Below are 19,323 nucleotides of genomic sequence, written 5' to 3' on the forward strand. Positions count from 1 at the left end.
ATGGCAGGGCCACGAGGCCGATGGCACGGCGCGAGCTGGCGTCCACGCGAACCAGCATCGCCATGGTGTTCCAGCACTTCGCCCTCTGGCCGCATCTGACCGTGCTCGGCAACGTGACCGAGGCGCCGGTCCACGTCCTCGGCCGCCCCAAGCGAGAGGCCGAGGAGGAGGGCCGCGCGATCCTGGCCCGTGTCGGCCTCACCGAGAAGGCCGACGTCTACCCGCACACGCTGTCCGGCGGTCAAAAGCAGCGCGTCGCGATCAGTCGCGCGCTCGCCATGAGGCCCAAGGTCATCCTCTTCGATGAGCCCACCAGCGCCCTCGACCCCGAGATGGTCGGAGAGGTGCTGAGCGTCATCCGCGAGCTTGCGCGGGAGGGGCTGACCATGGTGATCGTAACCCATGAGATGAGCTTCGCGCGCGAAATCGCCGACACAATCGTCTTCATGGACGGGGGCCGCATCCGAGAGATTGCGGCGCCAACGGATTTCTTCACCAATCCTCAGTCCGAGCGGGCCCGACGGTTCATCTTCCGACATTGACGGTCACCATGAGTTCTCGCAGTACGATGTCATCTTGAGCGAGCGCTCGTGCAGCGACGCGGACGCAGGATTCACGAGTGGGATCAGCTGGACGCGCCTGGGCAATGGCTCAGACCGTCTGCGCGCTTCCCACGGCAACCGACACGGCCTGGCTCTCTGCGATCGCTGAGGATCGATCTCGCCCGCTCGAGCACGTCCGGCGCGCCCGCATCGTTCTGCTCTCGGCCGAGCGCCTGAGCGTCCAGGACGTCGCCCGGCGGGCGTCGAAGGTCTGCTGCGCGACAAGACGCGCCCGACCGGGGCACCACCCCATTCGACAGAGACGGTCGCCGGGGTGCCGGCGCTGACCTGCGGGGAGCCGCCGGGCGAGGTCACCCGCTGGACCGGCCGTGCCGTAGCCCGTGCTGTGGGGATCTCGTTACGCGCCGTGCAGCGGATCCGGAAAGCTCACCGCCTCCGGCCGCACCGGCTGCGCGCTTTCAAGCGTTCGCGCGATCCGGCCCTCGCCGCCCAGGTCGAAGACGTGGTTGGCCACGACACAAGACCCACCCGCCCACGCGGTGGTGCTGTCCATCGACGATCCTTCGACCGGCTCAGGATGAGGAGAACCGGATCCAGGCGCTGGAGCGCACCCGCCCCGACCGTCCGCTCGCCCCCGGCCATCCCGCCGCCCGAACCACGACTATGCCCGTCACGGCACCACGACGCTGTTTGCAGCCCTCGACGTCCTGGCGGGCACGGTGCTCGGCCGCGGCATGCAGCGCCACCGGAACCGTGAGTTCATCCGGTCCCTCGACGCCGTCGAGGCCGCCGTCCCGTCCGACAAGGCGATCCAGGCGATCCTCGACAACGTCACCACGCACAAACACCCGAAGGGGCGCTCCAGGCTCGCCCGCCACCGGCGCTGGACGTTCCACGTCACGCCGACATCGGCCTCGTGGCTCGACGCGGCCGAGGGCTTCTTCCCGGCGCTGATCCGTCGTCGGTTGCGACGCGGCTCCTTCACCAGCGTCGTCGACCTGCAGGCGGCGATCAAACGCGACATCACCGAGCACACTCGGCGCGCCAAACCCTTCGTCTGGACCAATTCCGCCACCGACATCCTCGCCGCAGTCAGCCGATCCCCTGAACCATCGGTCTGGGTCAGCGCGCCAGAGGCTGCGGTGGGCCCTATCTGAACAGCGGCAGCTCTGCGCCGAGCACGCAGAGGCCGACCAAAAACAAGGAGCCACCCGCGGCTTCTAGAATGACGCGCAGACGGTCGCTGATGAGAGACGCCGCGGCTGAAGCCGTTCCAGCCACGAAGCAAGCCAGACTGATCAACGTCACCGCAGCGCCTCCACGTCGGCCTGGAACGCCTACGCTACGGCGTGGGGGAGCAGGAAGTTTCAGCGAGGGTTCGCCAAGCCAGCGACGACGCAGCCGAGCTTGGGGGGTTAGCGTTTCGCGCCCCCTTGGCATCCACGCCCGCCCTTGTCGCTGAGGGGCGAACGGTAGGCGGACGTGGACGGCCAGCCTGAAGCCGGCGGCGGCGGCCTAATGTCTGATTCGAGACATTTCAATCCAAACCGGCTCTTCCCGATGAACGCCGCTCGCACATCCAGTGCAGGCGGCGGGAGGGATCTCGGTGGCCTCAGGAAATCCAGCCGAGCACCGTCACCAGGTGGTCGGCCTGGGCTCGAGTCAGGCCAGAGGCGACGGCGGATCCATTCCGGCAGACCGCAAAGGTCCCGTCAGCGGACGCACGAATTTTGATGGAGGCCATGGAGCTAAACCCGCGATCATGTCGCGGCCGATGTCGAAGGCTCAGGACGAACCGCGTGAGATGTGATCTCGGTTCCCCTTTGGCAAAATGCGGCGGACCGCCTCAGGTCTGTGGCTGAAACCCCAGCACGTCCCGCTCGCGCATCCGATGCGAGTTGATCGGCTTCGTCCGTCAATGCGGTGGACTTGCGGGATGGAATGGGCGCGGCCATCGTCAGGCGGCTCGCGGTGGAAGGGTGATGGTGTCGTCGGTCAGCGTCGGGGTGAGGGCCGCCAACGGATTCGTCGAATGTAGCTCCGTCCGATGCCGGATCGGGAAGCTGAGGCGAGCCAGAACATCGTCGCCCGTGCCTTCGATGAGGTCCTCCAGTTTCGGCCAGCGATTACGGAGTTGCTCGGCCGGATGCTGGAGAGCGGTGCGCGCCGCGTCCTGATCGGGCTGCTGGAAGGCGTTCACGCGCTCTTCGATGTCCTTGCAGAGCTTCGACACCGACGACTTCGAGATGCCCGACAGACCCATGGCCCGCACGAGATCGTCCACCCGGCGCGTCGAGACGCCGGCGATGCACGCCGCTTGGCTTGGCCGAAAGCCGCCGGCCCGCTTCGACGTCGGGACACCGCAAAAGGCGGACGGGATCCTGCAGATCCGACGCCAGCATGACGCGATCAAGAGTGCTTTCTCGCGCGCCGATCATCCACCGCCGCAACGCGGATCCATGGAGCCGAACGGGCGGATCCCGGAACCGTCCCCGCCGCCGCAGCTTCCGGCCCTGGAGCTTGGCGGCAGCGCCCCCGCGCTCAAGGTCGTGGGGAGGCTCTGGCACGGGGTCATGCCGGGCAGCTTTTCGGTTCGCCGATCTCGCCCCCTCGAGAAGGCTCCCCGGCGCGGCGAGGCGCGGCGAGGTCCGTCATCACGGCAGCCGGGCGTCGGATCTGTCGCCGGAGAACGTCCACGCGATCCGGCGCAGGCCTCAGCCGCGACGCGGTCTCAGGGGCGGGTCAGGAGGACGGGCCCGCTGTCGATCCGGATGCGCAGCACCGCGTAGGGCTTCCGGCGAAGGTCGCGGCCTTCGTGGAAGCCCGCTTGCCGGTGCAACTGGTTGGCGGTGAAGTACAGGTAACCGTCGCGCCCGATCGACAGCGTATCGGGCCAGCTGATGGCCGGATCGGTGACCACGGTGGACCACTTGCCCTGGTCGAGCACGCGGATGGCGTTGTGCTCGTAATCGCCGGCGAAGACCCGGCCGCGATCGTCTTCGGCGATCCCGTCCGAGGCGCCCTTGGCGCCCATGTCGCGGATCTGGCCGGCGAGATCAGCCTCGCTCACCCGGGGATCGCGCAAGGCGGCGGTCGGCACGGCATAGAGCGTCCGGCCGGAGAGCGGGCCGTAATAGAGCAGCGACCCGTCCGCCGAGAGCGCGATGGCATCGCTGGCGACGCGGACCGGCTTCGCCGGCCCGTTGGCGGGGCGGTTCATCAGCGGCTCGCCATCGACGACGGGGGTGAAGTCGGGCTCCGGCGCGGTGCTCGCATGGCCGGAGAGGCGGCGGAATGCCTTTCCGGTGGCGAGGTCCACCACGATGATCCCGCCAATGCCGGCGTTGGAACTGTCGGTGATGTAGGCGACGCCGGCCTCGCCCTGGCGCAGGTCGAAGCGGACGTCGTTGAGATAGGTCGTCGGCAAAACGACGCTGTCGGGCAGGACGATGGTACGGACGATCGTGTTCGTGGCGAGGTCGATCGCCACCAGCTTGGCACCGCCCGGCTGCGGCGGGCGGAAGCCGGGCGCGGCCGTATCCAGCACCCAGAGCCGGTTCGCGCCGTCGGCGACGACGCTCTGCACGGAGATGAAATGCGCGGCCGGGGCGGCCGGATCGGGCTGGTTCGTCGCGAGATCGGGATAGGGCACCGTCGTCCCGTTCACCACCTCCCCCACGGTGAAGGGCGCGTTGTCGCCCCATTGCGGGAAATTCACGAACATCCGCCCGTTGGGCGCGACAGTGATGCCCGTCGGCATGGCGCCGTCGAATTGTGCGACCTGCTCGATGGCAGGCGCCGGCGCGGCGGAGGGCTCGGCCGCGCGCGTCGCGTCGTTCGCAAGCGCGATGGACAATGCCGCCGCCAGGGTGGCGGTGAGACTCTTCATGATGTCCTCTCCCCCCCGACGCCGCGTCGAGGCCTGTCGTTAGGCGCAGCAGGTAAGACGTCGGCACCGGTCGGCAATGGCGGGACTGAACGGCTCCAGCACCGGCGCGAGCCGCCCTGCGGCGAGATCCGCGGAGACGTAGGACCGGCCGAACCGTGCGAGGCCGGCGCCGCCGAGCGCCATCAGGCGCACCACGTCGCCGGACAGGCCCTTGTGCTCGGCGAGATCGACGCGCATCCGCGGATGTGCCGCGAGAGATCGCGGCCGAACCGGCAGGATGACCTGGGTGCCGAACGGGACCGAGGCGTTCACCCGGAGCCGGGCGCTCGGCTCGGCTGTCCCTCGGCCCCTGACGACTTGCAGGCGTCCGCGCGCTGGTCGCGCAGGCTGCGCAGGCCGGCGAGGCTGATCTCCTCCGTGATGGCCTCGTGCCATCTGTCGAGCAGGCGGATGCTGAAGCGTCGGCCGTTCAGGATGCTCTTGAGCACATCGCCATTCAGCGAAATCACCCCGATTTCCTGCATCTGCGCCGTGGGAAACATTGCGTTCGACACCGGCCCGTCGTCGATCCGATACTGATAGTTGAGGATGGAATTCTTCGGCAGACCCGTCACCTCGAGCCGGTCGCCGACGATCTGGATACGCGATCGGGTCTTCGGCGCCAGGATGCAGCCAGCGTCCCCGCTCGACGGGTGACCGGCCTTCCTGAGCACCCAGTCGCCCTCGCTGGCGACCGTCTGTCCCGCATCCTCGGCGGCGCCCAGGGGGGAGGCCAGGCAGGCCGCGACGGCGAAGAGTGCAACCCTCATGAACGACATCCTCGTCTCACACGTCGGTCCGGTCCTGGACCCAACATCGTTCTCCAAGCCGGGCTGTCGATCTGAGACACATTCGCCCGGTCACCCCGGCAGGCGATGGCTGGCAGATCCGCCCCAAGACCGGTCGGCAACGTGGTCCGCGACCGCCCACGCCCCGTTGCAGCAGCAGCCCCGGGAGACCTGTGGTCAGGCGCGCGAGGACGCGCCGGACGTGCCTGTTCGCGCCACCCCCGGCTCGGGAGCAGGCCGGCCGCAATCCACCCGACCAAGGCTCTCAGGCGATCACCGGCGCCCGCCGGTTCCGGCCGACGATGGTCAGGCTGCCTCGACGTGGGTGAAGCGGAGAAGCTGACGCCGGTCGGCGCGTCGGCTTCCGCCCCGCTTGGGCGGCCCTGCGGCCCGCTTGCGGGCGTCCAGACGGCGCGCCGTCAGAACACGGCGTGGTCGCCGCGCTCGGCAACGGCCTCGCCTCGGATCACGCGCGCATAATAGTCGAAGAGAGTTTCAGAGCCGGTCGACGGTGTGGCGCGCGCATCATATTGCCCCGTCACCGGATCCAGAACGAGCATGGATTCCGTCGCGTAGTAGCGCCCGATGCGCGCGAGTTCGGCCTTGGCTGCCAAGGTCGGAACCAGCCGTCCGAGCATGGCCAGAGTGACTATGATGACGTCCAGAAGGGCCACGGGCACATGCGTGAATCGCGCTTCGCGCCCGAGCAAGGCGAAGAGCTGCTCGCCCTGCGCCTTCGGGGTCACGGCTTCGCCCGGGCCGCCGATCGGCAGCACGCGATTGCGCCGGTCCGGGTCGTCGAGGCACGCGGCAATGTAGGTGCCCAAGTCGTCGTCGCTGATCGGTTTGCAGGCCGTCAGCGTGCCGTCGCCGAAAATCAGGAACGACTTCCCGCGTTTCAAACGATCGATTTGCCCCGACAGTGATTTGAAGAAGGCCGTTGGTCGTACGATCGTGTAATCGAGGCCCGACCCGGCCAGAACGCCCTCGAACGCGCGCTTGGCGTGCTGGAACGCCAGGACCGGCTTCTGGACGCAGATCGCCGAGAGAAGGATGACGTGGGTCACGCCGGCCGCCTTCCCGGCATGCAACGCACTCACATGCGCGCGATAATCGATCGCCCAGGCGTCGTCGGGCAAGCCCGTGCGCGAGGCGAGACACGAGACCAGGACGTCGAACGGCTCGCCGCGGAAACCCGCCTCGGCGAGGGACGATGGATCGGTCACATCCACCACCCTTGCGGTCGCGCCCGGAGGCAGTCGGGAGCAAGCGGGCGGCCCTGACGGGTCGTCGATGTCGGCGCGACGCCTGACGAAGCAGACCACGTCATGGCCCCGTGACACCAGCGCGCGCACCGTCGCGCGCCCGATCGTCCCGGTGCCACCGAGCACGGCGACGCGTCGCGGGCGCAACGCGTCCGATTGGTCTCCGGTCACGCTCACCTTATCCAGCCACTCAGGGTTCCGGCATGTCCGGTCGTTGTGACGAGACCGTATCGATCCACCCGAACAGGAGGCCGCCTTCGCAGCCTGGATTGCCACGGGTGTGGGCGAAGGGTCAGCGCGTCATGCCGGCGTCATAGCACGGAGCGCGCCGCCGGCGCCCGCTCTCGCGGCAGCGGGACAGTCAGGGCCGCAGCCTACCTGCGAGGACGTCGGTGGCTGCGTGGACCAGCCGGTGTCGGTGTATTGGTCCGGTTCTCGTCGAACAGCTTGCGCCAACGGATCAGCCGCTCAGGTGCGAGGCTGCCGTCCGCGACGGCAGCCTGCACGGCGCACCCGGGTTCGCTTGTGTGGGTGCAGTCGCGGTATCGGCACAGGGGCGCGCGTTCGATGATCTCGGCGAACAGCGTTTCGATCCCTTCCGCGGCGCCGCTGACGTGCAGCGTGCGCATCCCCGGCGTGTCGATGACCCAGCCGCCGTCGGCGATGGCATGCAGCGAACGCGACGTGGTCGTATGGCGTCCCTTGGCATCGTGCTCGCGAATGCCGCCGGTCAGCTGGGCCTGGGCCTGACCGGGACCGACCAGCGTGTTCACCAGCGTCGATTTGCCGACGCCGGAGGAGCCGACCAGCGCCACGGTCTGCCCCAGCCCACACCACGGAGCGAGGGCGTCTGCAGCCGCGGAGAGACGGGGGTTGAGGGTTACGACGTCGAGCCCGCGCTGCAACTCGGACGCTTGGCGCTGGTAGGTTCCCAGATCGGCTGTCGTGTCGGCCTTGGTGAGGAGGATCACCGGAATTGTGCCGCCTTGATTGGCCAGAGCCAGATAGCGCTCCAGTCGCGCCGGATTGAAATCGGCGTTGCAGGAGGTGACGATGAACAGCGTGTCGACATTGGCCGCCGCGGCCTGAAGGGTCCGGCTGCCTTCGGTGCGGCGCTCCATGACCGTCCTGCGGCTGAGACGGCGATGCACGGTCTGGGTTCGCGGATCGACGAGAACCCAATCGCCTACGGTGAAGTCGCTCGTGCTGGTGTGGATCGCGAGCGTCAGTTCGACGGATCCGGCCTCCGACAGGGCGGTCAAGCGAGACCGGTGAAGCGTCGCGATCCGCATCGGGGCGAGATCGGCCTCGTGGGGTTCACGCTGGACTTCGAAGAAGTCGGACCAGCCCAAGCTTGCAAGCGACAGGGGCTGGAAGGAAGGGGGATGATCGATCACCGCCCTGCCCATGACATGGCATCCTGCGCCTGGCCAGCCCTCCACCGCCAGGCGCACGTCGATGCCCGGCCGAGTGCAAGGACCGTCGGCCTGCGCCGTCTCCCTGCGCCGCCTCCCTTGGCCATACCCACGGGAGGCGGACGGTCGTGTCGCCGCGCGGGTCAATCGGGAGCGGCCGCGAAGGCGCGCGCCCCAATGCCCGGATGAGCCAGTCTCCGGCCCACTCATAAGATTAGCACTTCCACTCGGTGAGTGCTAACAATGCGTCGATCGGGCGGCGATGACAGTCTCGCCGTAGCCTTTCCCGCGACAGCGCCAATCATGTCGGTTGGATCTCGCTTGGGAACGATCAGGATACCACGATGAAATTCCGTCCGCTGCACGACCGCGTGGTCCTCCGTCGCATCGAAGGCGAGGAGAAGACCAAGGGCGGCATCATCATTCCCGATACGGTCAAGGAGAAGCCGCAGGAGGGCGAGGTCGTCGCCGCAGGACCGGGCGTGCGCGACGAGGCGGGCAAGATCAACCCGCTCGAGGTGAAGGCCGGCGACCGCGTCCTGTTCGGCAAGTGGTCCGGCACCGAGGTCAAGATCGACGGTCAGGACCTCCTGATCATGAAGGAATCCGACATCCTGGGCATCGTCGCCTAGCGCGGATCAGGCCGCTCAGAGCCTCACGACGATCTGCCCTTCGAGGCGCCCGCTGTGGCGCGCCTCAGGGCCAAACGACAGATGACGAGTGCTCCACCATGTCCGCCAAAGACGTTCGCTTTTCGGTCGATGCCCGCGAGAAGATGCTGCGCGGTGTCGAATTGCTCGCCAGTGCGGTGAAGGTGACGCTAGGCCCGAAGGGCCGCAACGTCGTGATCGAGAAGAGCTTCGGCGCCCCGCGCATCACCAAGGACGGCGTCACCGTCGCCAAGGAGATCGAGCTCGTCGACAAGTTCGAGAACATGGGCGCCCAGATGGTGCGCGAAGTGGCCTCGAAGTCGAGCGACACCGCCGGTGACGGCACGACGACCGCGACCGTTCTCGCGGCCTCCATCGTCCGGGAGGGCGTGAAGTACGTCGCCGCCGGCATGAACCCGATGGACCTGAAGCGCGGCATCGATCTGGCCGTGGCCGCGGTCGTGAAGGATATCGGCGCGCGCTCCCGCAAGGTCGCCTCGTCCGAGGAGATCGCCCAGGTCGGCACGATCTCCGCCAACGGCGACAAGGAGATCGGCGAGATGATCGCCCACGCCATGCAGAAGGTGGGCAACGAGGGCGTCATCACCGTCGAGGAGGCCAAGACCGCCGAGACCGAACTCGACGTCGTCGAAGGCATGCAGTTCGACCGCGGCTACCTGTCCCCGTACTTCATCACGAATGCGGAGAAGATGGTCGCCGAGCTCGAGGATCCCTACATCCTCATCCACGAGAAGAAGCTCTCCTCGCTCCAGGCCATGCTGCCGGTGCTCGAGGCCGTGGTCCAGACCGGCAAGCCGCTCCTGATCATCGCCGAGGACATCGAGGGCGAGGCGCTCGCCACCCTGGTGGTGAACAAGCTGCGCGGCGGCCTGAAGGTCGCGGCCGTGAAGGCGCCGGGCTTCGGTGACCGCCGCAAGGCGATGCTCGAGGACATCGCGATCCTGACCAAGGGCCAGATGATCGCCGAGGACCTCGGCATCAAGCTCGAGAACGTGACGCTCCCGATGCTCGGCCGCGCCAAGCGCGTGCGGATCGAGAAGGAGACCACCACGATCATCGACGGCGCCGGCGAGAAGGCCGACATCGAGGGCCGGATCAGCCAGATCAAGGCGCAGATCGAGGAGACCACCTCGGACTACGACCGCGAGAAGCTCCAGGAGCGTCTGGCCAAGCTCGCGGGCGGCGTCGCGGTGATCCGCGTCGGCGGTTCGACCGAGGTCGAGGTCAAGGAGAAGAAGGACCGCGTCGACGACGCGCTGCACGCCACCCGCGCGGCGGTCGAGGAAGGCATCGTCCCCGGCGGCGGCACCGCGCTCCTGCGCGCCAAGGCCGCCGTCCAGGGGCTCGCGAACGACAACCCCGACGTCCAGGCCGGCATCAAGATCGTCCTCAAGGCTCTCGAGGCCCCGATCCGTCAGATCGCCCAGAACTCGGGCGTCGAGGGCTCGATCGTGGTCGGTAAGATCCTGGCCAACAGCTCGGAGACCTACGGCTTCAACGCCCAGACCGAAGAGTATGTCGACATGCTCAAGGCCGGCATCGTCGACCCGGCCAAGGTGGTGCGCGCGGCCATTCAGGGCGCGGCCTCGGTCGCCGGCCTGCTGGTGACCACCGAGGCGATGATCTCCGAGGCGCCGCGCAAGGAGGCTCCGGCCATGCCCGCCGGCGGCGGCATGGGCGGCATGGGCGGCATGGATTTCTAACCGGCCGAAACAGGTCCGAAGCGCCCTCCGGCACGCCGACAGGCGGATCGCCGGAGGGCGCTTCGGCGCAACACGAGGGGGTGGATCGACCGGCTGGACCGACCTTCTCTCGCTATCGACCGCTGCCGCCTCCGCCGGGCTGAAACCGGCAAGCTTGTGCCGTTCGCTCCGGGCGCCTCATCCTCGTGACGGATGCGTTGGCTCGCAGGGCGATCGCGCCGACGAGGGCCCTGCGAAATTCGTCCTGTCGGCATGACCCGCGCCGATCTCGCGGTTGCCATCGAGGAGAGAGCACATGCGCATTCTTGTCGGCTGCGAGATGACTTACGAGTTTCCGCAGCCCACGCCCGTCATCGCGACGCTCAACGTCCACGCATCGCGCTTCCCTGACCTCGAACGGCCCGATTACCTGATCACGAGCCCGGCCGTTCCCCTGGAGGGCTATCGCGACAGCTTCGGGAATTGGTGCACCCGTATGGTCGCTCCGGCGGGGCGCTTCATGCTCAAGACCGACACGGTCGTGCGGGACCACGGCAGCGGGGATCTGCAGGAACTCGACGCTCCGGAGATCCCGGTCGAGAAGCTGCCTTCGGACAGCGTGCTGTTTCTCCTCGGCAGCCGGTACTGCGAGACGGATCGCCTCTCCGCCATCGCGTGGGATCTGTTCGGACATGTCCCGCCCGGCTGGGGACGGGTGCAGGCGATCTGCGACTATGTGCATGATCGGATCGCCTTCGGGTATGAGCACGCGCGTGCAACCCGCACGGCCTTCGATGTCTTCGAGGAGCAGCGGGGCGTCTGCCGCGACTATGCGCATTTGGCGATCGCGTTCTGCCGCTGCCTCAACATCCCGACGCGCTACTGCAACGGCTATGTCAGCGACATCGGCCTGCCGCTGCCGCATGCGCCCGGTGATTTCGCCGCCTGGATGGAAGTGTATCTCGGTGGCCGTTGGCATACCTTCGACCCTCGCAACAACAGCTCCCGGATCGGCCGGATCCTGATCGCCTATGGGCGCGACGCCGCGGACGTGCCGTTGACGCTCACCTTCGGGCCCAACGATCTCACCGGGTTTCGCGTGACGACGGAAGAAGCGCCCGGCCCAGCCTGAACCGGCGCCGTATCGAAGCCGAGCACAGTCGATTCAGCCGATCGACCGCAGGATGGTGGCGCTGCGGCGTCGCGCAGCCGTCGATCTGACAAGGCAGGAACGGGCGGGCGACCCGGCTTCCCGGCCGGCGCGCTCCGTGTCCGTTGCGGGACCTCGGGCGGGCCTCGACGCATGGCGATGATGGGCCTGACGCCGAAGGTCTGCTTCAATGCGGCGCAACGGCCGACGCGATTGGCGGCCGGCCGGAACGACGTAGAGTGCGCCCGGGTCAAGGCGCTGCGCAGGATCCCTCGTGAGCCCGGACCAGAACCACGACGAGGGCGAGGACGAGGGCGAGGATTGGCGCTCCGTCAGCACGCGCCGGCCTGACACGGGAAGCCTCAGCCGCGCCCGGAGCCGCGCGCGCGAACCCGGTCGCGGGCGAACCGCGGATGATCCGGCCCAGATCCCGGCCCTGGGGTGGAAGGACGTCCTCTGGAGGATCCTGTACTCCTTCCCGCGCGACCGCATCTTCACCACGGCCGGGGGCGTCGCCTTCTTCACCCTTCTGTCGACCTTCCCGGCTTTGGCGACCATCGTGTCGGTCTACAGCCTGTTCTCCGACCCGCACGTCATCAGCGAGCACCTGAGCCTCCTCTCGGGCGTCCTGCCGAGCGGCGTCCTCGCCCTCCTGTCCGACCAGCTCATACGCGTCGCCCAGCAGAGCGCCGGCGCGCTCAGCACGGCCTCGCTGGTGAGCGTGTTGATCGCCTTCTGGAGTGCGAACTCGGGCGTGAGCGCCCTCTTCGATGCGCTCAATGTGATCTACAGGGAGCGGGAGAAGCGTTCGCTGGTGCGCTTCTATGCCACCACCTTCCTGTTCACGTTGAGCGGCATCGTGTTCGCCCTGACGGCCACCGGATTGGTCGTCATCCTGCCGCTCGCGCTCGACCAGCTCGGCCTGGGTGTGCTGACCGACGTCACGCTGCGCCTCGTGCGCTGGCCGGGGCTGCTGATCCTCGTCAGCATCGGCCTGGCCGTGACGTATCGGTACGGACCCAGCCGGCGCGAGGCCAAGTGGCGGTGGGTGAGTTGGGGCGGCGTCGCCGCGGCCATCACCTGGGTTTGTGCCTCGGTCTCGTTCTCCTGGTACGTGGCCAGCTTCGACAGCTACAACAGGATCTACGGTTCGCTCGGCGCAGGCGTCGGGTTCATGACGTGGATCTGGTTCTCGGTCGTGATCGTGCTTCTGGGGGCCAAGTTGAACGCCGAGATCGAACGCCAGACGGCGCGCGACAGCACGCGGGGGCAGCCGAAGCCGCTCGGCTCGCGCGAGGCCCATGCGGCCGACACCATCGGACCGACCGAGGGCTGAATGGGGTGCCGGCACGGTCAAGAGGACCGGCCTGAATCTCGGGCCTGTCGCAGGCGTCGGGATCTCACGCCCGGCTGAGCGTCACGCGCGAAAAGCCGCGCTCACGGATCCGGCGACGGCTCGTCCTCAATCAGCGCGATCGAGGTGGCGATCGGACCGTCCAGGGGTCCCACATGGGCTATGAAGCGGGCCCGCGACCAGAGTTCGACGCGGTCTCCGTCGCTCAGGCAGAGGGCACGTTCCGTCGCGTCTGCGTCGCTGGCGGCCTCGATCGGGATGGTCGACCTGACGCTCCCATCCGGCGCGAACCGGTAGGCCCGGTACGGCGAGAGCGCACAGGACGAATGGCGCCTGGCCGGGAAGCTTACGACGTCTGCCATTCGCGCCTGCCCGCTCTCGTTGTGAACACCAGCCCCAAGCTGCTGGCGCTCGAGGCACGCGATCCGTCGACCGGCATCCTGCGCCTCCCTGAGCCGCAATGATAGCCCAGATGATGGGCGGCCGGAGCGAACCCGGAAAACGCCGTCACGGTTCGTGCGGTCGTCGGTTCAACGCCGTCTGATCGGTGCCGCGCATGGAACGGTCGGCTGATCCGGCCGGTTCGAAGCTCACGGCGTGCCGCGTTGGCGCGCCGACGACCAGGGTTAACGCTATGGCTACCGGCACAGTGAAGTGGTTCAACGAGACCAAGGGCTATGGCTTCATCCAGCCCGACGACGGCGGCAAGGACGTGTTCGTCCACATCTCGGCGGTCGAGCGCGCCGGGATGCGCAACCTGATCGAGGGGCAGAAGATCTCCTACGACGTCGAAGCCGACCGGCGCAGTGGCAAGGAGAGCGCCGCCAACCTGAAGGGCGCCTGAGCCGTCCTTCGTGGGGATCACAGCCGGCGCGCGCCGTTCGGCATCGGCTGACCAGATCCGCCTAACATCAGCATCGCGGGCCGAATCGGGTATCGGCTTGCGGTGCTGAAGCGACGACCTGGGCGGGACCGCTCGCCACCGATGTCACCGCGCCGGGACCGCCCCGCCCCGGCTCACCAGGGTGGCCTCCCGGTCGGAGGCCTTCCACACCGGCAGCGACCCCTCGCGAACGAACATGGCGAAGGCCTCCGCCACCGCTCCTCGGTCGAAGGCTTGCGCCCCGTCCACCGCGCGACCGACGATGCAGGCCGCGTCGGGAGCCTCTGCGACCGGTGGCCGGCTCTCCAACGAGAACAGCACGCCCGACCGATCCGGCCTCAGGTCATCCGGCAGGGCTCCGATCTTGCGCCACAGGCAATCCCAGCGGGCGCAGGCCTCAGGGCGCTCGGGATAGATCCCGCACGCCGTGCCGGTGTTGTGGCGGCACAGGATCCCCGCGGGCTTGTCGAGGGCCTTGATCTCCAGGGCTCGACAGCAGACCGTGCAGGAGCCGCAGGATCGGCCTTGTGCGAGAGCCGCGGTGTTCCGTGGGGTGCCCCCCCGGCGACCGCCTTGCCCTTGGGGCTCCTTGATGATCAGGGTGTCCTCGCTGTCACGTCGTTGCGGCCTGTCGCGCGCGGTATGGGACGTCGCCGATGTCGGACGATGCCACGCTCTGGGATCTCGTAACCGCCGAGCGCATCGCCATCGAGGACGTCGGTGCCGCCATCGACGTCTACCTCGCGGAACCGACGACGCAGAATCATCCGATCGGGCCGGACCATAGTCTCGATCTGGCTGCGGCCGTCGCGGCGCACGCCTTCGCGTCCGCGACCGTGGTCGATCCTGACAGCGACGAGCCGTCCCGTCGCATGGCGGTGCGATCGGCCCTGCTCATGGGCCGCCCGACGGCCCGATCGATCGGCCGCCGAGACCCTGCGAGGGATCAGCGTTCGGCGGATCGGGCGATCCGCTTGAGCGCGGCTACTGATCGTCCTCGTCGTCGTTGACCTCGATCAGGTCGCTGGTGTCCTCGTCGTCCTCGTCGACCACGAGGGTGTCATCCTCGACCGTGTCGCCGTCGTCCTCGATATCGAGCGTGTCATCGCTCTCGGTATCGGTGTCCTTGTCGGCTTCCTCGGCCTCGGCCTCATCCAGTGACACGAGTTCCGGCCCGTCCGTCTCCTCCTCATCGTCGACCGGCGTCTCCTTGCGCGCCACCACGGGTGCGGCCGCTCGGGCGGAGGACGGCGACACGGAGGTGGGGACGACCTCGCCAGAGTAGGGCGAGATCACGGGGGTCTTGTTGAGGTCGTAGAACTTCTTGCCCGTCACCGGGCAAATGCGCTTCGTACCAAGGTCCGGACGTGCCACTGCGACTCTCCAAAAGGACGTTCCACGCTGGACGGGCAGCGCACTCTCCGGCTCGTCTATCATAGATGGCGGCGGATCACCCTGCCCAACGCGAGTCTGGATCGGATCCGGGCAGCGGCTTGCCCGCCCGCAGACGTCCCGCTGCCGGTGACGGCCTGGCTGACCCCGCGAGGGGGCAGACACGCGCCCGCCCGACCGACCGCTTGAACGTCGGCTCTCGGACGCCGCCATTCCCAGGCCGCCCGGCAACGTCGCCCCGGGGTAGTCAGCGGCCCCTGGCCCTTCGCCAGACGGCACAGGGACCGTCTTCGGGCCGCCCCAGTCGGCCGCTTCGCGCCCGTCCCCTGAGAGCGATTCCGAGGCTCGATCGGCCGGATGCCGGGGGGCAGGCTGACCCCTCAGAGCCGCAGGGAGGCTGATGGGGCCTTGCTTCTCCTGCGCCGGTGTCAGGCCCCGCACTCGGTCGCAACCGCGTCTGCTCCAGACGTCCCGGCCTCGTCGGCCGCAAGATCGAGCAGTCGTTGCGCGAGTAGCACGGCCGTCGCCGCGTCCACCGCGGATGCGTCCGCTCCGACCCGTTGGACGAGGTCCGGCTGCTGCAGAAACATCGGTCCTCCGACCATCACGCAGATGGCTCGGTTGCTCGACGCATCGCGCACGGAGCGGATCGCCGTGGCGAGCTGGTCGACGCGCGTCTCGCTGCTGAGCGTCAGACCGACGACGCCGAACCATTCGGACGCCACCAGAGCGGCGATCTCCTCTGGACTGGAGGAGAGGCCGATCGACACGGCCCAGCCTGCCCGACGCAGGAATTGCTCGACGATCCGCACGCCGAACGTGTGCTGTTCACCTGGAGCGCCCATCAGGAGCAGACGACGCCGATCATCGCGCGAGGCGGTCCCCGGCGCGGCTCGGAAACGCGCGACGAGCCGTTGGAGACGGGCCACGCCCGTGGTGACCTCGACGAAGTCGCACAGATCCTCGTCCCACATCCGGCCCAAGAGAGCCGCGGAGGGGGCCAGGAGATCGAGGAACAGGCGATCGACAGGGTGGCCGGCCGCCACCAGGGCCGAGAAAGCCTCGATGACGGCCCCATCGTCCGTCGCGAGCGTGAGATCGGTGAAGGCCGCGATCTGTCCCGCGTCTGGTTTGAAGGCGGGTATGGCTCCCTCGGTCCCCAAACCGCGATGGCGCAGAACCAGTTGCGGGATGATCTCGGTCTGGACGACCTGCCCCAGGGCCAGGCAGCGCTCGCGTGCGGCCTCGGCGGCACGCTTGCGCGCATAGAGCCGACGAGCCTCGGTCGCACGTTCGGTATCGTGCGGGAGACCGTCGCCCCCCAGATGGTCGGACGAACCGAAATTCTGCATCGTCCCCCCCGGCGCCACAGCGTCGGCGGCCTTGCTGGCCTATCGATCGCTGCGCAGCATGAGAACTGTTGTCAGCGCGGATGTAAAGGCTAAGTCAAATTTCCTGGGATAAGACAACGCGGCCCGGCTTGGCCGAAAGACAAAGTTTTGCGCGCGGGCGAGACAACGGTCGGGCTCGGGCTTAGACAGGCGATCGCGCGCCCCCTTGCCCGTGAAGGGTCGTTGCGTGGTCGGACTGGCTCGCGGGCCCAACCGCGCAGCCGCAGGGACTGGAATGGAGGTTCGCCACGGCGACGCGGTCGATCCTGGAGAACGGGATGCTCTGCGACGCTCGGTCGAGGTCGAATGGAGCCCATCGAAGTCCTGGCCCACAACGCCGATCGGGCGCCGGACTGGATGTTACGGGCTGGCCCGATCAGCTTCGTCCCAGCGAATCGAGCGGTCCCGAATCGAGTTGCTTGAGAATCCGCTTGAGGGCCGCGATGTTGCTCTTGTCTTCGGCGCTTTCAAGCGCGTCCGTCAGGACCATGCGGATGTCCTCGGCTTCGACCTTCTCCATCTCCCAGTCCGGATAGAGACGCTCTCGCTCTTCCTCGCTCTGGCTCAGCGAAACGACATCGTAATGGCGCGAATCGCCATGCAGGCGCGCGATCAGCTTGTGTATCTGGGCAGCCGGCCCCTCGATCCACTGGAAGAAGACGCCGCTGCCGAACACCAGGACCCCGGTGATGCCATGCGCGAGATTGTGGAGCTGGGCCGCCTTGACGATGCGGCCGCCCTCGGCGTCGTCGACGCCGTCGGCGGCACGGCTGCAATAGACGAAATGATACAGCGCGGGCAGCGGGACTTCGTTCAACTCAGCGCCGCGTGGAATGCCGTATTCATCGAACATGAGCGGGCTCTTTCCGTCTATGCCAAGCAGGGCGTTCCCCCCGGCGCGTCAGCGGCAGGATAGCGCAACGAACCGGATTTGGCATTGAGCTTGGTCGCCCCGGCCATCACGCGGACACCGAAGGTGCTGCGGATCGACCGGCCATCAGCGTGCTCACCCGCGATCAGGCCGATGCGGTGACGACGAAGCGGGCCTGTCACGGGCCTGCCATTGGCCTGCCATGGGTCGTGTGCAGGCGCGGAACCGACGTCGGCTTCCCTGCCTGGCGGTCCGAAAGCGGTCGGACCGCTCTCGCCCTGAGCGGCCCTGCAGGTTTCGACCCATCTCGGTCGTCAGGACCGCGTTCGTCTCGTCCTCAAAGGAGACGTTTGCCTGCGGTAAAGCGACTTCGGCTCGGGGTGAGGAGCCGGCCTTCGGCGGGGCGGTCGCAACGGACTGCGTCACCGTCGCAGGCGGACGTTCGCGGATTGGATCTTATGGAGCGCTGCCTCTCGGGCAGGGATCCGGCCGTGCGGCCTAGAGCGTGGCGCTGGAGCTGCGGGTGACCGGCGGCGGCGCCCAGGAGCCGTTCAGGAGGACGTCCTTCGGCCAGTAGGTGCGGAGCATCAGGATGAAAGGCCCGGCCGGGGCAGGTAGCCAGTTCGCCTCCCGCTGCGGGCCAGGGCTCTCATGCTGGATGAGGAGATCAACCGAGCCGTCCGGGTTGGCCTTGAGGCTGTCGCGCGGGCTCAATGAATAGCGGTTGATCGGGTTGTCGACGAAAAAGTAGTCCGCGTCATACATCGTCAGCGACCAGAAGCCGTTGACGGGCGGCAGCTCGCCGGCCGGGAAACGCATCACGTAGGTCGAGGCGCCGGTCAGCCGACGGCCCGCGGCATCAACCATGGCCACCGGGTAGACTGCGTCCTGCGGCAAGTTGCAGCCGAGCCCGACCGCCGTCACCAGAGCGCGTTGCAGGTAATCCTTGCCGTAATCGCCGCCGTTGGTCGTGAAGGTCCAGCCGTTTACGTGCTGTCCCGCCGTCTTCATGTGTCCCATGATGCGAGGAATGGCCTCCTTCGGCGCCTGCGCGATTGCCTCGCGGGTGGCAGGCGGCAGGCGTGCGGGATCGAAGGGCTGGCCCGGCACGATGCCGAGTGAGGCCATCTTGGCGACCGGAACCCCATCGGCGAGCGCCGGCGAGTTGTCCTTCATGAGGGTGGCCAGCATGTTGAAGTAGGTCGTCGCATCCATGCGGTTGACCTGCTCGCGCACTGCCGTCTTCGTGTCGACGCTCGGATCGACGCGCCCCGGAGGCGGTGTGTACGGCTTGCCGGCCGCGCTCGCCGGGATGAGCCGGTACTGGTCCTGCAGCGCGTGCACGGCCCTATAATCCTCGGGAGCCCCCGTGCAGTAGGTCCGGCCAAGGATCCAGATCAGGTTAGTCGGCGCCTGGATCAGCTTGGCGCCGGACGGCACGCTGCCGCTCCAGCCGGGTCCGGCGATGAAGTAGGTTTGCGGCCCGGTTCCCGTCGTGCGCTTGCCCGGCACGGCGAACACGTTCGTCCAGGCGCTCAGCATCGGCATGAGATAGTATCGGCCGTCCTCCTCCGGGATGCTGAGAAGGTGGGGCTCTGTCCCGACATCGATGAAGGCGCTGGAGTACAGAGTATCCGCGTTTGGTGCGGTGACGGCCCGGAACTTCGCGTCTGGATATTCGCGCAGATTGGCGAATTGGCCCATCGGGGCGTTCTTGCCCTCAGGCGCCGCCACATTGGTGAGCACGCGCCGGGTCATCTCCATGGTGACGAGCGGGTAGCCGTAGACATAGGCGTCCGTCGCCAGCTCGATCGGATCGGCCACCGCGTTGTTGCCGATGAGTGGCGCGTCCTGGGCCGTGCTCTGAGCCCGGGCGAGAGGCAGGCCCGAGCCGACGAACGGGATCGTAGCGGCGCCGGCGGCGAAGATCCGTCTGGTGACATCCATGACCGTCTCCTCGGAATTGCCCG

General features: G+C 67.9%; 19 protein-coding genes and 2 pseudogenes. 8 read left to right on the forward strand and 13 right to left on the reverse strand.

Annotated features, from left to right (window positions below; translation table 11 throughout):
• A partial coding sequence (locus BM396_RS21460) for an amino acid ABC transporter ATP-binding protein (protein ID WP_139239530.1) occupies nucleotides 1-542 on the forward strand: 542 nt, incomplete at its 5' end.
• 418 nt (nucleotides 543-960) lie between these two features.
• Here the strand turns inward: BM396_RS21460 and BM396_RS33710 are convergent.
• Nucleotides 961-1,116: a hypothetical protein gene (locus BM396_RS33710; RefSeq protein ID WP_280142410.1), complete on the reverse strand. Its 156-nt coding sequence runs from the start codon at nucleotides 1,114-1,116 to the stop codon at nucleotides 961-963.
• 91 nt (nucleotides 1,117-1,207) lie between these two features.
• Here BM396_RS33710 and BM396_RS33715 point away from each other — a divergent pair.
• Nucleotides 1,208-1,720 (forward strand): annotated as a pseudogene (locus BM396_RS33715) (transposase); the annotation flags it as partial.
• Nucleotides 1,721-2,520: 800 nt separating this feature from the next.
• Here BM396_RS33715 and BM396_RS21470 read toward each other — a convergent pair.
• The 6 genes and pseudogenes from BM396_RS21470 to rsgA form a co-directional block, all read right to left on the reverse strand.
• Nucleotides 2,521-2,883: pseudogene (locus BM396_RS21470) on the reverse strand (transposase); the annotation flags it as partial.
• 411 nt (nucleotides 2,884-3,294) lie between these two features.
• On the reverse strand, nucleotides 3,295-4,452 hold the full coding sequence (locus BM396_RS21475; RefSeq protein ID WP_043388145.1) for an L-dopachrome tautomerase-related protein: 1,158 nt from the start codon (nucleotides 4,450-4,452) through the stop codon (nucleotides 3,295-3,297).
• Between the two features lie 39 nt (nucleotides 4,453-4,491).
• Nucleotides 4,492-4,764: a type 2 periplasmic-binding domain-containing protein gene (locus BM396_RS21480; protein ID WP_043346403.1), complete on the reverse strand. Its 273-nt coding sequence runs from the start codon at nucleotides 4,762-4,764 to the stop codon at nucleotides 4,492-4,494.
• The gene (locus tag BM396_RS21485; protein ID WP_043388146.1) at nucleotides 4,761-5,261 is read right to left on the reverse strand and encodes a hypothetical protein; all 501 of its coding nucleotides are present in this window, start codon (nucleotides 5,259-5,261) and stop codon (nucleotides 4,761-4,763) included. The genes BM396_RS21480 and BM396_RS21485 overlap by 4 nt, the downstream gene beginning before the upstream one ends.
• 437 nt (nucleotides 5,262-5,698) lie before the next feature.
• Entirely contained in the window at nucleotides 5,699-6,670 is a 972-nt protein-coding gene (locus BM396_RS21490; protein ID WP_051976323.1) for an NAD(P)H-binding protein, read from the reverse strand.
• 248 nt (nucleotides 6,671-6,918) lie between these two features.
• On the reverse strand, nucleotides 6,919-7,953 hold the full coding sequence (gene rsgA, locus BM396_RS21495; RefSeq protein ID WP_043388147.1) for a ribosome small subunit-dependent GTPase A: 1,035 nt from the start codon (nucleotides 7,951-7,953) through the stop codon (nucleotides 6,919-6,921).
• A gap of 350 nt (nucleotides 7,954-8,303) precedes the next feature.
• Here rsgA and BM396_RS21500 point away from each other — a divergent pair, with 350 nt between their 5' ends.
• The 4 genes from BM396_RS21500 to BM396_RS21515 all read left to right on the forward strand — a co-directional run bounded on the left by BM396_RS21500 (nucleotide 8,304) and on the right by BM396_RS21515 (nucleotide 12,798).
• Nucleotides 8,304-8,591, forward strand: a complete 288-nt coding sequence (locus BM396_RS21500; protein ID WP_043356833.1) for a co-chaperone GroES — start codon at nucleotides 8,304-8,306, stop codon at nucleotides 8,589-8,591.
• A gap of 98 nt (nucleotides 8,592-8,689) precedes the next feature.
• Entirely contained in the window at nucleotides 8,690-10,333 is a 1,644-nt protein-coding gene (groL, locus tag BM396_RS21505) for a chaperonin GroEL (RefSeq protein WP_091994949.1), read from the forward strand.
• A 295-nt stretch (nucleotides 10,334-10,628) separates the two neighbouring features.
• Nucleotides 10,629-11,444: a transglutaminase-like domain-containing protein gene (locus BM396_RS21510; RefSeq protein WP_043383973.1), complete on the forward strand. Its 816-nt coding sequence runs from the start codon at nucleotides 10,629-10,631 to the stop codon at nucleotides 11,442-11,444.
• A 292-nt stretch (nucleotides 11,445-11,736) separates the two neighbouring features.
• On the forward strand, nucleotides 11,737-12,798 hold the full coding sequence (locus tag BM396_RS21515) for a YihY/virulence factor BrkB family protein (RefSeq protein WP_043383975.1): 1,062 nt from the start codon (nucleotides 11,737-11,739) through the stop codon (nucleotides 12,796-12,798).
• A 101-nt stretch (nucleotides 12,799-12,899) separates the two neighbouring features.
• On the opposite strand, the gene BM396_RS21520 is transcribed toward BM396_RS21515, so the two are convergent.
• Entirely contained in the window at nucleotides 12,900-13,178 is a 279-nt protein-coding gene (locus tag BM396_RS21520) for a hypothetical protein (protein WP_043356826.1), read from the reverse strand.
• Nucleotides 13,179-13,450: 272 nt separating this feature from the next.
• Between BM396_RS21520 and BM396_RS21525 the strand changes: the two genes are divergently transcribed.
• Complete coding sequence (locus tag BM396_RS21525; protein ID WP_043356824.1) at nucleotides 13,451-13,660, forward strand: cold-shock protein; 210 nt, start codon at nucleotides 13,451-13,453, stop codon at nucleotides 13,658-13,660.
• Between the two features lie 144 nt (nucleotides 13,661-13,804).
• On the opposite strand, the gene BM396_RS33445 is transcribed toward BM396_RS21525, so the two are convergent.
• The gene (locus BM396_RS33445) at nucleotides 13,805-14,020 is read right to left on the reverse strand and encodes a hypothetical protein (protein ID WP_244538926.1); all 216 of its coding nucleotides are present in this window, start codon (nucleotides 14,018-14,020) and stop codon (nucleotides 13,805-13,807) included.
• Between the two features lie 335 nt (nucleotides 14,021-14,355).
• On the opposite strand from BM396_RS33445, the gene BM396_RS21535 reads away from it, so the two are divergent.
• Nucleotides 14,356-14,709: a hypothetical protein gene (locus BM396_RS21535; RefSeq protein ID WP_043383977.1), complete on the forward strand. Its 354-nt coding sequence runs from the start codon at nucleotides 14,356-14,358 to the stop codon at nucleotides 14,707-14,709.
• Here the strand turns inward: BM396_RS21535 and BM396_RS21540 are convergent.
• The 4 genes from BM396_RS21540 to BM396_RS21555 all read right to left on the reverse strand — a co-directional run bounded on the left by BM396_RS21540 (nucleotide 14,684) and on the right by BM396_RS21555 (nucleotide 19,300).
• Nucleotides 14,684-15,073, reverse strand: a complete 390-nt coding sequence (locus BM396_RS21540) for a TIGR02300 family protein (protein WP_043356817.1) — start codon at nucleotides 15,071-15,073, stop codon at nucleotides 14,684-14,686. The genes BM396_RS21535 and BM396_RS21540 overlap by 26 nt on opposite strands.
• A gap of 446 nt (nucleotides 15,074-15,519) precedes the next feature.
• Nucleotides 15,520-16,461 carry a cobalamin B12-binding domain-containing protein gene (locus tag BM396_RS21545; RefSeq protein ID WP_244538927.1) on the reverse strand — a complete coding sequence of 314 codons (942 nt, stop codon included), beginning with the start codon at nucleotides 16,459-16,461 and terminating at the stop codon, nucleotides 15,520-15,522.
• Between the two features lie 397 nt (nucleotides 16,462-16,858).
• Complete coding sequence (locus BM396_RS21550) at nucleotides 16,859-17,335, reverse strand: BLUF domain-containing protein (RefSeq protein ID WP_051976109.1); 477 nt, start codon at nucleotides 17,333-17,335, stop codon at nucleotides 16,859-16,861.
• Between the two features lie 516 nt (nucleotides 17,336-17,851).
• On the reverse strand, nucleotides 17,852-19,300 hold the full coding sequence (locus tag BM396_RS21555; RefSeq protein ID WP_043383978.1) for a DUF1254 domain-containing protein: 1,449 nt from the start codon (nucleotides 19,298-19,300) through the stop codon (nucleotides 17,852-17,854).
• Between the last annotated feature and the right edge of the window lie 23 nt (nucleotides 19,301-19,323).

The sequence above is a fragment of the Methylobacterium sp. UNCCL125 genome (genome assembly GCF_900116795.1).
GTDB classification, from domain to species: Bacteria; Pseudomonadota; Alphaproteobacteria; order Rhizobiales; family Beijerinckiaceae; genus Methylobacterium; species Methylobacterium fujisawaense.

Excerpts from the sequence above, each read along its gene's own strand:
- BM396_RS21520 (WP_043356826.1), bottom strand. The coding sequence starts at position 13,178 with ATGGCAGACGTCGTAAGCTTCCCGGCCAGGCGCCATTCGTCCTGTGCG.
- BM396_RS21510 (WP_043383973.1), top strand. The coding sequence starts at position 10,629 with ATGCGCATTCTTGTCGGCTGCGAGATGACTTACGAGTTTCCGCAGCCC.
- BM396_RS21475 (WP_043388145.1), bottom strand. The coding sequence starts at position 4,452 with ATGAAGAGTCTCACCGCCACCCTGGCGGCGGCATTGTCCATCGCGCTT.
- BM396_RS21550 (WP_051976109.1), bottom strand. The coding sequence starts at position 17,335 with ATGTTCGATGAATACGGCATTCCACGCGGCGCTGAGTTGAACGAAGTC.
- BM396_RS21535 (WP_043383977.1), top strand. The coding sequence starts at position 14,356 with ATGTCGGACGATGCCACGCTCTGGGATCTCGTAACCGCCGAGCGCATC.
- BM396_RS33710 (WP_280142410.1), bottom strand. The coding sequence starts at position 1,116 with ATGGACAGCACCACCGCGTGGGCGGGTGGGTCTTGTGTCGTGGCCAAC.
- groL (WP_091994949.1), top strand. The coding sequence starts at position 8,690 with ATGTCCGCCAAAGACGTTCGCTTTTCGGTCGATGCCCGCGAGAAGATG.
- BM396_RS21485 (WP_043388146.1), bottom strand. The coding sequence starts at position 5,261 with ATGAGGGTTGCACTCTTCGCCGTCGCGGCCTGCCTGGCCTCCCCCCTG.
- BM396_RS21525 (WP_043356824.1), top strand. The coding sequence starts at position 13,451 with ATGGCTACCGGCACAGTGAAGTGGTTCAACGAGACCAAGGGCTATGGC.
- BM396_RS21555 (WP_043383978.1), bottom strand. The coding sequence starts at position 19,300 with ATGGATGTCACCAGACGGATCTTCGCCGCCGGCGCCGCTACGATCCCG.
- BM396_RS21500 (WP_043356833.1), top strand. The coding sequence starts at position 8,304 with ATGAAATTCCGTCCGCTGCACGACCGCGTGGTCCTCCGTCGCATCGAA.
- rsgA (WP_043388147.1), bottom strand. The coding sequence starts at position 7,953 with ATGGGCAGGGCGGTGATCGATCATCCCCCTTCCTTCCAGCCCCTGTCG.